This window comes from Thermococcus sp. SY098, from assembly GCF_035621495.1.
Classification (GTDB): Archaea; Methanobacteriota_B; Thermococci; order Thermococcales; family Thermococcaceae; genus Thermococcus_B.
In genome coordinates this window covers 1,735,112-1,749,910 of record NZ_CP141821.1, presented here as the reverse complement: position 1 = coordinate 1,749,910, position 14,799 = coordinate 1,735,112, and the positions used below count along the sequence as shown (strand labels likewise).

Here is a 14,799-nt window from a genome sequence, read left to right as displayed (position 1 = left end):
TCGACTTCTTCTTTGGTGGGTAAGAATGGAATTCTTTTATACCTATGAAACCATAAAAACCGCTCTACCATTGGTTGATGCTGAAAATGCAGATTTTGTAATATTTGGCGTGCCTTTTGATTCAACCACCTCATATAAGCCTGGGGCAAGATTTGGGCCAACGTTAATAAGACAGGCTACGATAAATCTTGAGAGCTACATTCTGGATTATGATGTTGATTTATCGGAGCTCAGAATTGCGGACATTGGGGACATGGAAATTGTGGCTGGAAATCCCCTTGGGACAATAAAAAGGATAATAGAAACAGTAAAGGAGCTCAAAGAGTCAAACCCGAAAGCCATGCCCATAATGCTGGGCGGGGAGCATTCAATGACGTACGCTCTGGTAAGAGCTCTAAGACCAAAAAGCTACATTGTTTTTGATGCCCATTTAGATCTGAGAAATGAATATGAGGGTAATCCTTGGAACCATGCATGTGTAGCGAGAAGGATTTCAGAGCTTGGAATGAGCATGGCTGAATTTGGAATAAGGAGCGGCATAAGAGAGGAGGTCGAATATGCCAAAGAGAAGGATATAAAATGGATCCACGCAAGAAAATACAGCGTTGAGGAGTTTAAAGGAATTGCAAAAAACCTGCCAGAACCAGTTTATGTATCAGTTGATATCGATGTGTTTGATCTATCAATGGTTCCATCCACTGGAACTCCAGAAGCAGGAGGTTTAGAATTCTGGGAGGTTATAGAAGCACTGGAGTGGCTTACTGAAAAAAAGAAGATCGTGGGTTTTGACATAATGGAAGTTGCTGGAACCGAACTGGGAGATATAACAGCACTTACAGGGGCAAAGCTTATGTTCTATCTCATTGGAATGTTATCAAGATGATTTTGGTTTGTATCCGCTCCGTATCATCCTCTTTCTTATGCTCTCAACCTCAAGAAGCCTCTCTCTTAACAATGGAACCCAAAGTGTTTCCACTATTACAGAAACCAGAACCGTTATCACGGTTGCACCCAAGATTATTTCACCCCACTGAATCATCTGCTGGTCATGATATACCAAGCCAAGTGTCAGAGGAAGACTTGCCAATGCTGAAGGCACAACCCCTCTTGGACCTTCAAGGGCTATAAAAAGATATTCCTTGGGCTTCCACCAAGGTAGAATCGGCAACACTGCGATAGGTCTTGCTATCAGTATCACGATAAATGCCAGAATCATGCCGGGAAGAAGATTTGAAGTTATAACATTCATGTCAAGGCTGGCACCAAGCAATGCAAATATAAATATTGTGGCTAAAGTTGCCAGGCTTTCATTGAAATGGACCTCTTTTTCTATAGCCCGCATGATCCTCTTTACAGTTCTTGGATTGTCCCTGAAGAAAACCTTATGATTTCCAAGCACAATTCCTGTAACCGTAGCAACAAGATATCCAGAGGCTTTCACGTATTCTCCCATTAAAAAACCGCCAAAAGCAAGCATAAGAGCAAAGACTTCTATCTCTGGAAATCCCCTGATTCCAGTTTTCTTTATAAAATAGTAGCCAAAAACCCCCAAAAGAATCCCTATTCCAATGGACATCCCGAGTTCATACAAGAAAAAGACAACTGCAGCGGGATAAATAGAGATGTATCTTGCAATTGATTCAAGAACTGCAGCACTTGGGGCTTGGGGCAACAGCAGAGCAATTGCAACGGATGTTAAGACAATTCCGAGGGGATCATTGAAGATAGATTCAGTTACAATTACCGTTTCTATATCCTCTTTAACTTTATACTGCCTAAATAATGGAATTAAGGTTGCTGGATCAGTTGCTCCAATTATGGCACCAAATAGAAAGCCAACAATAAAGGGAGTATGAAACAGCACAGAGAATGCAATGCCAGCTATGATCGCAGTTATGAGAAGACCAGCAGTATCAAGAACAGCGATAGTTCCCATATTCCTCTTCAGCATTTTCCAGCTTAATGTGTGCCCCTCAGCAAAGAGTATCATGACAAGACCAAAGACCCTTACATAACTGAAAAGCTCATGTGCAAGGCTTCTATTTATCAAACCAAGGACTGGACCAGCCAAAATCCCAAAAAACACAAACAATGGGACATAAGAGATGTTGAACCTTCTGCTTATCAAAAGCGATATCATTCCAACTGCAAGCACCATAAAGAGTATGTATGCGATGGTATCAACATCCGGTACCAAAACATTTGACGTCATTTAAACCACCAAATTCGTCATTCAATATACATTCTCTCTAAACCTTTATAATATGCCCTATATATGTCTCTTTTGGTTACGACCCCTATAAGCTTATTTCTCTGGGGGCTCTCAATAACAGGGAGGAGGTTCTGATTGAAGGTCATAAGCTTCTCAAGTGCCTGTTGAGCAGTTTCTGTTGGGTATGCAACAGCGTAGGGTCTTTGTAGAAGTTCCCCAACACTCATGTTCTTATCGGGACAGCTTATTAGATCCCTCACTCCCACTATCCCGATGACATTCATTTTTCTGTCAACTACAGGAAAGCAATCATGTCCTGTCTTTGCAATGAGCTCCTCAACATGCACTATCGGATCGGTGAAATAAACAAATACTGGTCTCTTCGTCATTATATCGCCAACGGAGATGGTTTCTAAGATAAGGGGTTTTCCTGTTTTAATTTTAATTCCTCTGCGTTCAAGCTTCAACGTGTAAACCGAAGACCCCTTTAAAAGAACTCTTGCACTCAAAAAACCAGCAACAGAGGCAAGCATAGCTGGAGGAAGCATTGTGTAGTCCTTGGTCAGTTCAGCCACCATGAGAATCTGGTTTATGGGAGCTTGGGCAACTCCACTGAAGAATGCTGCCATTCCAGCCAGAGCATAAGAAGAGGGATTCACCCATGGCAGGAAAAAGCGCAGGACCATACCAAAAACAGCACCGAATGCTGTTCCAATGTACAAGCTTGGAGCAAAGATTCCCCCACTGTATCCCGAAGCTATAGAAAACATCGTTGCAGTAGCTTTCAAGAATATTAAAAGTACAAGGAGGTAGATAGGTAAAATCCCAAACATGGCGAGTCTCATGCCCTCATAACCAATGCCAAGGACACCATATTCAGGAAAAAACATCCCCAAGATTCCAACAGCTGCTCCGCCTATAAGAAGCCTCAATTTGGGCGAAAAACCAGAGCTTTCAAATATATCTCCTACAAAATACAAGAGTTTTACAAAAAACGCTGCCAGCACACCAGAAAACACCCCCATTAAGAAGAAGAAAGGCAGCTCTGTGACAGTATAACTCAGGGGCGAAGGTATCTTAATGCCTGAGGCGGATCCCAGAACTGCAAGAGTTACAGCATTTCCAGTGATGGATGCTATGAAAATCGGCACCAAATTGATGGAGAACGCCCCCATATATAAAACCTCAAGGGCAAAGAGTGCCCCAGCAAATGGTGCATTAAATGTCCCAGCAATTCCAGCAGCCAACCCACAAGCTGTCAAAAGCCTCTTCATATCTTTAGAAAGACCAAAAATCTGGCTGATTATGGACGAAAGGGATGCTCCTATAAACCCTATAGGACCTTCTCTCCCCAGACTTGCACCTGATCCAATAGCTACCGAGGTAGCCAATGTTTTCATGACTGCAAACTTCCATGCTATTGTACCCTCTTTAAATATGAACGCCTCAATAACTTCAGGCACACCATTTCCTCGGATGTTTGGAGCACGAGAAATTAGCGGAGCAATCAGAACACCCCCAAGTACAGGGAGAACTATATACCCAAGATTAAACCCTCCAATATAAATGCTGAAATACGGCAGAAGAAAAGAGAAAAAAATCCAGTGGAACATTTTAATGAGAATTCTAAATACTACAGCCCCAAATCCCCCAACTAACCCCGCTACAAATGAAAAGATCAGAATAACTGCCCATCTTTTTGCATATCTTCTTGTCCGCCATTCCATCAGGGATATTATTGCATCCATACTTAATTAAGATTTGGGAGTTCGAATGGGTATCTTCTTGTTTTAACAAGATACAGCCCACTTAAAGCACCCAGGGTGTTCATGAGTATATCTCTAAACTTATTTGAAAGTGTCTCATGGATAAAGGAAATCTCACTTTCGCTGAGCTTTTCAGCTATTTCCCACCCTATACTTATCCCAAGCAGGATCAAAAAGGAGTAAATAACAAGCTTTTTTTGATCTATTGAGTTTTTCAAAGAAAGCTCATTTAAAATACCGGCAACAATAATCCAAACCGTCAATCCACCCAAAAAGTGGCTTATCATATCAGCATCTCTCCACTCTTTGTGAAAAAGATCTATCGTGGTAAACGGAACATTTACAAGAGAGACATGAACAGCGATAAAAACTGCCAGAATGGCAATGACCCTATCATTATAAAGCGGGCTCAAAAAGGGCATTAATTTTTCTGGAGGATTCAGCTTTCTTTGAAAAACATCTGGAATGAAAAGTCCTATAAGTGCAACGCTACTCCTATAAATGTGGTCAGTGCGCATATACATAAGACCACTTAGGAGTCCCACAAAAACAACTAATCTGCATAAGGTTATTACAAGCCTCTCCCTTGTAATTTTCAATCACCAAAAAGAGAGATTGTCTTGTATCTTTATTTAGTTTTTTCCAGCTGTGTCTGCTGGTAGTTTTCTATATTGTTTGTCACAGCATTAATCAAACCTTTGGTTGCTAAGAAAAAGTTCCAAAAAGATTTTTATAATGTGCTACGTCTTAGTTTTTGAATGACACAATTTGGCACGGAGGTGGGAACATTGCACATTCCAGATGGACTTTTGAGCATGCCAGTAATAGTTATCACTTATATCATAATGGTAGCAACAGTTGCATATTCAGCAAAAAAGCTTAAAGATTTCCCAGAGAATAAGATTCCCCTTCTCGGGCTTTTTGCTGCTGGAATCTTTGCGGCTCAAATGGTAAACTTCCCAATAATAGGAGGGGTCAGCGGTCACTTGCTGGGAGCAACCCTTGTGGCAATATTACTCGGCCCCTATGCTGCTGTGCTTGTGATGACGGCAGTTCTGATAATCCAAACGCTGCTCTTTGGAGATGGCGGCATCACAGCGCTTGGAGCTAACATACTCAACATGGGAATACTCGGCGCTTTTTTGGGGTATACAGTTTACACCAAGCTAAGGAACATAAATGAAATTGCAGCAATTGGGATAGCCTCGTGGCTTTCAGTGTTCCTTGCAGCAGTTCTGGCAGCAATCGAAATTGGGATGAGCAGAAGCCTACCCTTCGGAAAGGTTTTAACGCTCATGGCAGGATATCACGCAGTAATAGGGATAGGTGAGGCATTATTAACCATAGTAATCGTCCAAGCAGTCAGGGCCAAACTTCCAGAGATAGGGGGTGTTCCTGCATGAGAACGGTGATTAAGGGATTAATTATCATTATCATCCTGCTTGCAATAGCTTTGCCATTCGCTTCAAATAATCCAGATGGACTGGAGGCAACCATGGAAAAAGTTGGACTCGAGGAACATCCAGTTTATAAAGCACCGCTCGACTACGGAGAAACATGGGGACAAAGTATTGCCATGGGGCTGATCGGAATAATTTTAGTGTTTGGAGTCAGTTATGGGCTTGCTAAATTGATAAAGGAGGTTTAAACTTGTATCTGCCTTTTCTTTTAATTTATGCTCTTGCAGTTGTTACAAGAAAAAGTTTGAGTGAGCTCGCATATTTTGGAGTAGTTCTTATTGGACTGATTGTCTTTTTAAGACCAAAAAAGAGCATTTTCAAACACTTGGGATTTTTACTTGGGTTTGAGGGCTTATTGTTCATTCTCGCACTTTTTAATCCCGGCGAACCTTTAGTAAGTACACCAATTGGAGCCATAACAAAAGAGGGAATACACTCCTTCTTCTTGCTTTTAGGAAAGGCTTTCCTATCTTCTTCAGCTGTTGTTGTGACGTCTAACTCCTTAGGTTTCTCAAGACTTTTGGCTGAAATGGAAGAGCTCAGATTTCCAAGAATACTAATTTTAACCCTCGCATTCACTTACCGCTATCTTGACCTGTTCAAAGAGGAAGCACTGAGAATGAAACGAGCCTTAGATTCAAGAGCTTTCGGAATAGGAAAAAGAGAATACTACAGAAAACTGGGAATGCTCATAAGCGAGATATTCGTGAGGGCTTACATTAGAAATGACAAGATTTACAAGGCAATGCTCTCAAGATGCTTTGGCGAATTTCCAAAATTCGAAAGAAATAAAAGCCTCGTGCCATTAATCCTCAGCGTAATTGCACTGGCAGGTGTCTTGATATGATAGAAATAAGAAATCTGCATTTTTCCTATGGTGAAAGGGAAATACTCAGAGGCATAAATTTAGAAATCAAAAAAGGAGAGATCTTCGGATTATTAGGCCCCAATGGAGCCGGAAAATCAACCCTCATTCTGCATTTGAATGGCATATTAAAGCCCAAAAAGGGGGAAATTCTGGTTGATGGAGTAAATCCAGTTGAAAATCCACGGGAAGTTAGGAGAAAAGTGGGAATAGTTTTTCAGGATCCAAACGACCAACTCTTCTCGCCGACTGTTTTTGAGGATGTCGCCTTCGGACCATATAACTTAGGATTGAGGGGTCAGGAACTCGAAGAGAAGGTTTATGAAGCGTTGAAAGTTGTTGGGATGGAAAGCTACGCTGATAGAGAGATAAAGCATTTGAGCTTTGGGGAGAAGAAGAGGATTGCAATAGCCACTGTTTTGGCAATGGATCCGGAAATTCTGGTCTTCGATGAACCTTTTGCAAACCTTGACTTTAGAGGAAAAGAACAAGTTAGAACACTTATTGAGCAATTTAAAGGGAAGAAGACGATAATCTTGGCTTCTCATGAAGCTGAGTATTTAGCGCTCTGCGATAGAATTGCATTGATTGATAGGGGACGGATAATCAAGGTTGGCACTCCAGAGGAAATTTTGAGAGATGTTGAACTCTTGAAAGCTCACAACTTAGAGGTTCCGCCCCTCATTGAGCTGTTTCTCAGCTTAGGCTTAGGGATGCCAAAAAATCTCGAAGATGCTATAGAGATGCTCAGGCTTAGAAATAAGGGTTAAATACCACAGCCATAAAATAAAAACTTGGGGGTTATCATGATTCTGGTGCCAAAAGATAAGCATGTGTATTCTTTTGGTCCAAATATGAAGCCGGCAGCCAAAGCGAAGCCCGGCGATGTTGTTGTTTTCGAAACGATAGACGCTTTAGGAGATCAAATACAGTCTGAAAAAGATACGATAGCCCAGATCGACTTCTCCCGCGTAAATCCTGCTACAGGACCTCTCTACGTTGAGGGTGCCGAACGTAACAAAGTTCTGGCAGTTAAGATTCTTGATATCAAGGTGGGGGAGGAAGGTGTAATAGTCACCGCCCCAAATGCAGGGGTGCTTGGAAATATCGTTAAAGCACCAAAAACAAGGATATGCAGAATAAAGCGTGGCATCGTTCACTTTGGAAACATCAAGATACCGGCAAAGCCCATGATAGGGGTCATTGGCGTGGCATATGACGAAGAAGTCCCAACAGGAACACCTGGGAAACATGGAGGTAATATGGACACTAACCTGATAGCAAAAGATACAACATTGTACCTGCCGATCTTCAGAAAGGGAGGTCTTTTGGCAATAGGCGACCTGCATGCTGTCATGGCGGATGGTGAAGTGTGTGTCTCCGCCTGTGAAGTCTCTGGAAGCGTGAAAGTTGAAGTTGATGTGCTGGACGGAAAGCTTGAATGGCCCCTCCTTGAAACAGCCGACGCTTATTACCTCCTTGTATCCAAAGAGGATATAAACGACGCTATTCGGGAAGGAGTTAAACTGGGAGTTGAAGCACTTGCCAATGCCAACAAGCTTGAATGGGATGAGGCATATATGCTGGCAAGCCTTGTGATGGATGTCCAGATAAGCCAGATAGTTGATCCAGCGAAGACTATCAGGGTGAAAATCCCAAAGGAGTACGTGAGTCTTGGGGCATTTCTTTACACAGAAGGTTTTTAAGCCAAAAGCTTGGAGTGAACAAATAGGAGGCATCAAAATGAAAGTTGAAGGATTCGTTGCAAGCTTGAGAAATGCGGAAACAATAGCTCAGCTCTTTGAAATTTTAGAGAAAAAGGGAGCACCAGTAATAGAGCTTGATGGGGAAAATTTTCTCCTTGTTGTTGAGGGAGATTTTGAGGGGGTTAAGTTCTGGACAGAGATCAACGGTAAAAAAGCAAATATGGCACTTGGAGACGCTATGTTAAATTCAGCAAGCTTTCCATTCAAGTGTAAAAAACCATATACAGGTGGAAACGCAATCTTCGTTAAGATGAGCGACATTGAAAGCGAAGAGTTCTTAGTTGCATACAAGAGCGAAGGTCTCGGCTTGTACTTCAAAGTCAAAGAAGGTAAAGCTGAAAAGATAAGCCCAGCTGATTATGAAAGATTAATTCCAGAAATGCCAGAGTTTAAGGTTAAAAGCTTCAGCGAAGAGCAGATGGATATGATGGGAGCTTTCTTTGGCTGATAAAAAGCATAATTTTCCCCTGTGATCCTTTATCTTTTCTGATTCTCGATATTAAATAGACCATGCTTCTTGATAAGGCTTCTAACTTGCTCAATGGATAGAGTTCTAATGCCCTTTACTGGTGGATATGCACCCCTCTGTACGCTTCCATTTTTGAGATGCCATCTTTCATATAGTCTAAGCTCCACTTTCTTATCCCGATAGTCGTCAAGCCAGACGTTTATTGTTAAGTTCTCTGGTATCTCCTCAAGTTCAATAACCAACTCTCCTCCAAACAATACCAAAGGGCACATAAGTGTCACTGTTTCTCCAGCCACTGTTTTAACTCTCCTTGGGGTTCTGTTGAAAAGAACATCAACTGTCCAATCTTCCAAAATGTAAACATCAATTGTAGAGCCGCTAATATTGTATGTGAACGCATCTGAACAATAACCCAGAAATTCACCATAGAGATGGATAACACTTCCATTGATGTGATCATCCTCCTTAGAGCCTCGCTCTATTATCGTGATATTTAGGAGATTTATTCTCCCAATATTCGAAGCTTTTATCTCATCTAAAGACGTTTTGACATCCTTTTCCCGATATTGAGCGAGTGATATAGCCATTAAAATGAGTGCAATCAAAAAAAGAAGGAGACGCTTCCTCATGAGTTCCACCAAAGCAAGTTATGTCATTTGAGTATTAATCTTTTACGTAAAATTAAAAAGAAAAAAGAGAATTAACCCTTCAAAGCCTCATCCAAAAGGCTAAGTCCCAGATCAAGATATTCTTTAGCCTTCTCTTCGCTCCTCGCCTCTGCGAAAATCCTTATTATTGGCTCTGTTCCGCTTGCTCTAACCAAAACCCAGCCATCGTCAAAGAGGATCTTTGTTCCATCTGTTGTGTCGATCTTAAAGCCTTTCTGCTCCGCAATTTTGGCGACTTTTCCAACTATTGCATGCCTATCTCCCTCAATGTGCCTCTTTGTCTTCACCTGATAGAACTTGGGAAGCTCGTTAATAAGCTCGCTGAACTTCTTTCCGCTCTTTGCAAATATCTCAACTATCTTTGCCACAGTCATTGCTCCATCTCTGCCCAAGACATGATCCGGGAAAATCACGCCACCATTCTCCTCTCCGCCAACCAAGCCATTGTGCTCGAGCAAAGCCCTTGAAACTATCAAGTCTCCAACCTTCGTCTTGAGAACTTTTCCTCCGTACTGCTTTGCAAGCTCATCAATTATGTGTGAGGTTGCTATCGTTGTAACAACCAAGCCTCCGCCATGTTCTTGAAGCATTGCCTTAACAACGAGAGCAAACGTTTTGTCTCCCTGAATGAAGTTTCCATTCTCATCAATGAACACTGAACGGTCTGCATCCCCGTCTTGAGCAACACCAAAATCTGCCCCCAACGCTTTGACAATCTTCATGAATCCCTGCAGATTCTCTTCATTTGGCTCTGGATTTCTTGCTGGGAAGTGCCCATCCGGATGAGCATTCACGCTGACAACCTTACAGCCAAGTTCCCTAAGTAGATAGGGCAGCACCAATGAGCCTGCACCGTTTGAAGTGTCAACTACTACAAAGGGCTTTCTCTTCTTTATTGCTTCAACATCAACCTTAGACTTTATTGCGTCGATGTAAGGTCTTATTATGTCTCTCTTTTCTAAACGGCCAATTTCATGCCACTTTGCCATGTCGAATTCTTCTTTGAAGAATAGCTCCTCCACAACAGCCTCTCTCTCCTTCTTTAAGCCCAACCCATTTGGTTCCAAAAGCTTAATTCCATTGTATTCTGGAGGGTTGTGGGATGCAGTAATCACTGCCCCGCCGTCAACTCCAAAGTATCTGCATGCAAACTGAATTGCAGGGGTTGGGGCAATGTCTACGTCAATAACGTTCACTCCGACACTTAGAAGTCCAGAAATTAATGCATTTTTCAGCATTTCACCACTTACCCTTGTGTCCCTCCCCACGACAACCCAAAGTTCTTTGTCCGGCTGCTCTCTTTTCAGCAAAGTTCCAAATGCCATCCCTATCTTAAGGGCAAATTCCGGGGTTATCTTTTCATTTGCGATTCCCCTTACCCCAAATGTTCCAAACAGCTTTCCCATTTTTATCACCTTTTTTGTTTTTGACATTTAACTTCTTCCGAAGTCATCTTGAAACCTCACTATATCATCTTCTCCGAGATATTCTCCTATTTGAGTTTCTATAACTTCCAAAACAACTTTTCCCGGGTTTTCTAATCTATGTTTAACTCCAGCTGGTATGAACACACTCTCCCCAGGTCTTAAGAGCATTTCTTTGTCCTCAACAACAACCTTTGCTGTTCCTCTAACAACGACCCAGTGCTCCGACCTGTGATAGTGCATTTGAAGTGAAAGTCTTTTTCCAGGCAGTACTGTTAATCTCTTGATTTTATAGCGGTCTCCCTCTTCGAGGATGGTATAAGAACCCCATGGCCTGTAAGCTGTTCTGTGGACAATAGCCCTTTCATCATTTTTTTCTTTGAGCTTTTCATAAACCAGCTTAACTTTCTGACCTTCCCCCCTTGATGCAACAAGTAGAGCATCTCCCGTATCAATTATTATAAGATCCCTCACACCAACCGTCGCCGTTAAACGTTCTGTTATAATCAAGTTGTTGTTTGAGTCAATTCCTATGTATTCGGCTTTTAATCCTCTTATCCTAACTGCGTTACCGTTTTGATCTTTTTTGAATGCTTCGTAGATGGAATCAAAGCTTCCAAGGTCATTCCAGTAAACGTTCAAGGGCACAACTGCAGCTTTGTCAGTCTTTTCCATAATTCCATAATCGACAGATATGTCTGGAACCATTTCATAGGCTTCTTCAATGCTCTTAGCCTCTTCAAACGCCTTGTAAACATCTGGAGTTAGCTTTTTGACCTCCTCAATGAAAAGCTCTGTATCAAACATGAACATTCCGCTGTTCCAGTAGTAGCCTTCCTCAACGTATTTTCTCGCTGTCTCTAAGTCTGGTTTTTCTTTAAATTCAGCAACCTTATAACCAACATCCAGTTTCTCTCCGGGTCTTATATATCCGTAACCAGTATGGGGCTTTGTAGGCTTGACTCCAAATGTTACGAAATAAGCCTCGGCAAGCTTTTCTGCTTTTTTAAATGCATCGATATATTTTTCATTGACCTCAACTAAATGATCTGAGGGCAAAACAGCGACTTTGGACTTACCAAAATTCTCATTAATCGTTCTTATCCCCCAGTAAATAGCTGGAAGGGTGTTTTTTCCAACCGGCTCGAGGAGAACGTTTTCCTCTGGGATATCAATCCCCATGTCTCTGAGCTCATCAAAAACCCTGAAGTGGTATTCTTTGTTGGTTACTATAAAAATCTCCTTCGGTTTTGAGAAGAGCAACGCTCTTTCTACAGTTTTTTGGAAAAGAGAGGTATCATCAAATATCCTTATGAACTGCTTTGGCATTAACTCTCTACTCAGCGGCCACAGACGAGTTCCTTTTCCTCCAGCCAAAATTAAAGTCTTCATTCTATCACCTCCAGCAATTCTTTTATTGAACTGATATTCACAGCCTCTGGATGTTTTAGGTTCCCAACTATAAACGCCTTGTCAACAACTTCAAATAGGGGGAAGTCATTAAAGCTGTCTCCAACAGCATAGCTTTCTATATCTCCAAATAATTTAGAATATAAAAGCAAAAGCACATGAGCAGCTTTTCCTTTGTTTGTATTTCCATGAACATTATAAAATCTGCTTCCCTTTGACACTGTAAGCCCCTTCGATTTAATTATATCCACAAATTTTTCATTCCTCCACCGAAAGATAGTTTCTGAGTATTCTCTCCTTGCTGCAAGCTCAGCAAGATGCTTTGGCAAACCCGTAAATTTCATTATCTCTTCAATTGTCGAATTTCCATAGTATTTAAGCCCAAATACCCAACCGATTTCACTAAGAACATTTCGAATTTTTCTATAGCTTTCACCAAGCTCTATGATAAAATATCTTTCAGTTTCCCTTGTGAAATTAAACTTAAATGGGAATACGTCCTTTGGGATGTATATTGCACTTCCTGTCTCCACTATGAATGGATCCTCAACATTCAAAGCTTTTCTGTAATACTCCTGCTCTGCCCTTGTTTTTGATGAATTAAAGATTATTCTAAACCCTATTCTTTTTAGCTCGTTAATTATTTGTTTTGCTGGTTCTGGAGAGTAATCATCTCCAATTAAAGTTTTATCAAGGTCAAGGAATATCACTCTCATTCTATCACCTGATAAAGTTATATAGATGCGGCATATTAAGAACAAAAGACTCCCATGCTCCGGATTGGTGTTTAGTTAATGCAGGTATATAAAATTTATCAAAGGAGTAAAAACAAGATGAAAACAAAAATATCAAAGATTACACGTACACCACCATGCCATCGTATGCAACGTTAACTTTCTCCCCATACTTTTCAATCACGTATTCAAGCAGCTTCGTGAATGGCAGATTATGATGGGCAATATGGGTTAGGTAAACTTTTTCAGCGACACTCAAGCCAAGGAGTGCGGCTTCATCAACGTTGTTGTGGGTTGGCATCTCAACGCCTGGAGGGTATGTGGCATCAACAAGAGCAACTTTGGGCTTCTTCTTTTTAAGAAGCTCATATGTCTCTTCAGGAAGCCCCTTGGTGTCATACAGGATAGCAACCTTTTTCTTTTTGCTTTCCAAAAGATACCCGAGGGTTTCTGGGAAGTGATTCAGCTTTAATGCGGTTATCTTTAGAGGAGGAAGCTTTATTGTATCCCCTGCTTTGATGAAGTGAATTTCGAGGTTTCTTGGTTCATTGAGAATTGTGGTATCGGCACCTTCCCTCGGTGCATATAATGAGAGCTTCTTTGCCACCCACCTCAACTTGTAGAGACCATACGTATGGTCATTGTGCCAATGTGTCAGGAATACAGTTCTAATTGAAACTCCTGGCAGATGCTCACCAATATCAGAACCAACATCGAACAGCACAACCCCCCCTCTCTTCAAAAGCACTGCAAGGGTGGGCGGTTTTCTTTGAGCAAAAGCAAACTTTCTTGCCTCTTGACAAGTTGAGCATTTGCATAATGGATTAGGGATTCCTTCAGAAGCTGCGGTTCCTATGAAGTATAGTATCACTCCCAATTCCTCCTGCTCATCTCCTGTCACAAATTGAATTGTATGTCCTTTTGTTCATTAGCATATCTACGGATAAATCACTACCTTCAGGGCTTCCTTTTTCCTCATGAGCTCCAGTCCTTTGTGAATGTCTTCAAGCTTAAGCCGATGGGTAATTATATTCTTAAGATCATCGGTCTCTCTTTTTTTCAGTATTTCAATCGTCTGATCAAAGCTTTTTGCTGCAGCGTATGATCCAAATATATGGAGTTCCTTCTGATTCATCAGGGTAAAACTAACTTTATCTGCAAAGGCATGAATGTTCTGCTGGCCAAAGAGGGACAGCCTACCTCCAGGTCTTAATGCCCTAACAGCTTGCTCTATGACAACTGGAACTCCGCTTGCATCTATAGCAACATCGACCCCATATTTGGTGACCGAGTGGACAATTTCAACAACGTCTTCATTTATGGGATCAACAACCTTTGTTGCCCCAAGCTTTCTGGCGATTTCTCTTCTCAAGGAACTTGGTTCGGAAACTATTATCTCATTTGCTCCCGAAATTTGTGCGAGTTTAATAAAAAACGCCCCTATTGGCCCAGCTCCGAATATCAGGATGTTCTCTCCTGGCTTTAAATTCACCTTTTCCCAGTTGTGAACTGCCGTTGTCAGAGGTTCAAATAAAACTGCCTTGTCAATATCCATGCTCCTTGGGAGCACATATACCTGCTTAGCCGGAACAACTGCATATTCCGCGAATCCTCCATTTCCGTATATTCCAAGAGTCGTCATTTCTGGACACATGTTTGGATAGCCGTTTCTACAGAACCAGCATTTTCCGCACTTTATATTTGGATCAACCGCTACAAGATCTCCCACATTAACGTTATCAACTTCACTTCCTACGTCCACAACCTCCCCAACGAACTCATGTCCAAGTATTGCTCCAGGAGTGGCAGTGTGTCCTGGGGGAACGCTTAGTATGTGCAGGTCAGTTCCACAGATTCCTGCTGCTAAAACCCTCAAAAGGACAAGCTCTTCTTTTCTGACTTTTACAAATTCATTTGGTTTGTATTTTTTTGGAATAATTAGGTCTTTACTCAGATCGGGCTTTGGAACGTCCTCAATTACAAGCTTTCCTTCCCCTTTAAATACTGCAGCTTTCACAACAACAC

16 protein-coding genes are annotated in these 14,799 nt (G+C 41.6%); 7 read left to right on the top strand and 9 right to left on the bottom strand.

Annotation, left to right across the window (positions count from 1 at the left end):
* The first annotated feature begins 25 nt into the window (after positions 1-25).
* Positions 26-883, top strand: a complete 858-nt coding sequence (gene speB, locus VFC49_RS09740) for an agmatinase (RefSeq protein WP_324735405.1) — start codon at positions 26-28, stop codon at positions 881-883.
* Here speB and VFC49_RS09735 read toward each other — a convergent pair.
* Genes VFC49_RS09735 through VFC49_RS09725 form a run of 3 tightly spaced genes read right to left on the bottom strand, consistent with a single transcriptional unit; the run spans position 875 to position 4,496 of the window.
* Complete coding sequence (locus VFC49_RS09735) at positions 875-2,212, bottom strand: sodium:proton antiporter (RefSeq protein ID WP_324735404.1); 1,338 nt, start codon at positions 2,210-2,212, stop codon at positions 875-877. The genes speB and VFC49_RS09735 overlap by 9 nt on opposite strands.
* A 17-nt stretch (positions 2,213-2,229) precedes the next feature.
* Complete coding sequence (locus VFC49_RS09730; protein WP_324735403.1) at positions 2,230-3,939, bottom strand: chloride channel protein; 1,710 nt, start codon at positions 3,937-3,939, stop codon at positions 2,230-2,232.
* Between the two features lie 23 nt (positions 3,940-3,962).
* Positions 3,963-4,496 (bottom strand): hypothetical protein, encoded by a 534-nt coding sequence (locus tag VFC49_RS09725; protein WP_324736722.1) that lies wholly within the window; start codon positions 4,494-4,496, stop codon positions 3,963-3,965.
* Between the two features lie 270 nt (positions 4,497-4,766).
* Here VFC49_RS09725 and VFC49_RS09720 point away from each other — a divergent pair, with 270 nt between their 5' ends.
* Genes VFC49_RS09720 through VFC49_RS09695 form a run of 6 tightly spaced genes read left to right on the top strand, consistent with a single transcriptional unit; the run spans position 4,767 to position 8,517 of the window.
* A complete protein-coding gene (locus VFC49_RS09720; RefSeq protein ID WP_324736721.1) occupies positions 4,767-5,381 on the top strand; it encodes an energy-coupling factor ABC transporter permease in 615 nt (204 codons plus the stop codon).
* Complete coding sequence (locus VFC49_RS09715) at positions 5,378-5,626, top strand: PDGLE domain-containing protein (protein WP_324735402.1); 249 nt, start codon at positions 5,378-5,380, stop codon at positions 5,624-5,626. The genes VFC49_RS09720 and VFC49_RS09715 overlap by 4 nt, the downstream gene beginning before the upstream one ends.
* A 2-nt stretch (positions 5,627-5,628) precedes the next feature.
* Positions 5,629-6,285, top strand: a complete 657-nt coding sequence (locus VFC49_RS09710; RefSeq protein WP_324735401.1) for an energy-coupling factor transporter transmembrane component T — start codon at positions 5,629-5,631, stop codon at positions 6,283-6,285.
* Positions 6,282-7,073 (top strand): energy-coupling factor ABC transporter ATP-binding protein, encoded by a 792-nt coding sequence (locus tag VFC49_RS09705; protein WP_324735400.1) that lies wholly within the window; start codon positions 6,282-6,284, stop codon positions 7,071-7,073. The genes VFC49_RS09710 and VFC49_RS09705 overlap by 4 nt, the downstream gene beginning before the upstream one ends.
* A gap of 36 nt (positions 7,074-7,109) precedes the next feature.
* Complete coding sequence (locus tag VFC49_RS09700) at positions 7,110-8,009, top strand: acetamidase/formamidase family protein (protein ID WP_324735399.1); 900 nt, start codon at positions 7,110-7,112, stop codon at positions 8,007-8,009.
* A 37-nt stretch (positions 8,010-8,046) separates the two neighbouring features.
* Positions 8,047-8,517 carry a hypothetical protein gene (locus VFC49_RS09695; RefSeq protein ID WP_324735398.1) on the top strand — a complete coding sequence of 157 codons (471 nt, stop codon included), beginning with the start codon at positions 8,047-8,049 and terminating at the stop codon, positions 8,515-8,517.
* Between the two features lie 29 nt (positions 8,518-8,546).
* Here VFC49_RS09695 and VFC49_RS09690 read toward each other — a convergent pair whose 3' ends face one another.
* The 6 genes from VFC49_RS09690 to VFC49_RS09665 form a co-directional block, all read right to left on the bottom strand.
* Positions 8,547-9,167, bottom strand: a complete 621-nt coding sequence (locus tag VFC49_RS09690) for a hypothetical protein (RefSeq protein WP_324735397.1) — start codon at positions 9,165-9,167, stop codon at positions 8,547-8,549.
* Between the two features lie 71 nt (positions 9,168-9,238).
* Complete coding sequence (glmM, locus tag VFC49_RS09685) at positions 9,239-10,612, bottom strand: phosphoglucosamine mutase (protein ID WP_324735396.1); 1,374 nt, start codon at positions 10,610-10,612, stop codon at positions 9,239-9,241.
* 27 nt (positions 10,613-10,639) lie between these two features.
* Positions 10,640-12,022 carry a mannose-1-phosphate guanylyltransferase/mannose-6-phosphate isomerase gene (locus VFC49_RS09680; protein ID WP_324735395.1) on the bottom strand — a complete coding sequence of 461 codons (1,383 nt, stop codon included), beginning with the start codon at positions 12,020-12,022 and terminating at the stop codon, positions 10,640-10,642.
* Positions 12,019-12,756 (bottom strand): mannosyl-3-phosphoglycerate phosphatase, encoded by a 738-nt coding sequence (gene mpgP, locus VFC49_RS09675; RefSeq protein WP_324735394.1) that lies wholly within the window; start codon positions 12,754-12,756, stop codon positions 12,019-12,021. The genes VFC49_RS09680 and mpgP overlap by 4 nt, the downstream gene beginning before the upstream one ends.
* A 139-nt stretch (positions 12,757-12,895) precedes the next feature.
* Entirely contained in the window at positions 12,896-13,675 is a 780-nt protein-coding gene (locus VFC49_RS09670) for an MBL fold metallo-hydrolase (protein WP_324735393.1), read from the bottom strand.
* 36 nt (positions 13,676-13,711) lie between these two features.
* A complete protein-coding gene (locus tag VFC49_RS09665) occupies positions 13,712-14,791 on the bottom strand; it encodes a zinc-dependent alcohol dehydrogenase family protein (protein ID WP_324735392.1) in 1,080 nt (359 codons plus the stop codon).
* Positions 14,792-14,799: the final 8 nt, after the last annotated feature.

What these genes read in the sequence shown, in the direction of transcription:
- VFC49_RS09705 (WP_324735400.1), top strand. Translation starts at nt 6,282, where the DNA reads ATGATAGAAATAAGAAATCTGCATTTTTCCTATGGTGAAAGGGAAATA.
- mpgP (WP_324735394.1), bottom strand. Translation starts at nt 12,756, where the DNA reads ATGAGAGTGATATTCCTTGACCTTGATAAAACTTTAATTGGAGATGAT.
- glmM (WP_324735396.1), bottom strand. Translation starts at nt 10,612, where the DNA reads ATGGGAAAGCTGTTTGGAACATTTGGGGTAAGGGGAATCGCAAATGAA.
- speB (WP_324735405.1), top strand. Translation starts at nt 26, where the DNA reads ATGGAATTCTTTTATACCTATGAAACCATAAAAACCGCTCTACCATTG.
- VFC49_RS09735 (WP_324735404.1), bottom strand. Translation starts at nt 2,212, where the DNA reads ATGACGTCAAATGTTTTGGTACCGGATGTTGATACCATCGCATACATA.
- VFC49_RS09695 (WP_324735398.1), top strand. Translation starts at nt 8,047, where the DNA reads ATGAAAGTTGAAGGATTCGTTGCAAGCTTGAGAAATGCGGAAACAATA.
- VFC49_RS09725 (WP_324736722.1), bottom strand. Translation starts at nt 4,496, where the DNA reads ATGCGCACTGACCACATTTATAGGAGTAGCGTTGCACTTATAGGACTT.
- VFC49_RS09730 (WP_324735403.1), bottom strand. Translation starts at nt 3,939, where the DNA reads ATGGAATGGCGGACAAGAAGATATGCAAAAAGATGGGCAGTTATTCTG.
- VFC49_RS09680 (WP_324735395.1), bottom strand. Translation starts at nt 12,022, where the DNA reads ATGAAGACTTTAATTTTGGCTGGAGGAAAAGGAACTCGTCTGTGGCCG.
- VFC49_RS09715 (WP_324735402.1), top strand. Translation starts at nt 5,378, where the DNA reads ATGAGAACGGTGATTAAGGGATTAATTATCATTATCATCCTGCTTGCA.
- VFC49_RS09690 (WP_324735397.1), bottom strand. Translation starts at nt 9,167, where the DNA reads ATGAGGAAGCGTCTCCTTCTTTTTTTGATTGCACTCATTTTAATGGCT.
- VFC49_RS09700 (WP_324735399.1), top strand. Translation starts at nt 7,110, where the DNA reads ATGATTCTGGTGCCAAAAGATAAGCATGTGTATTCTTTTGGTCCAAAT.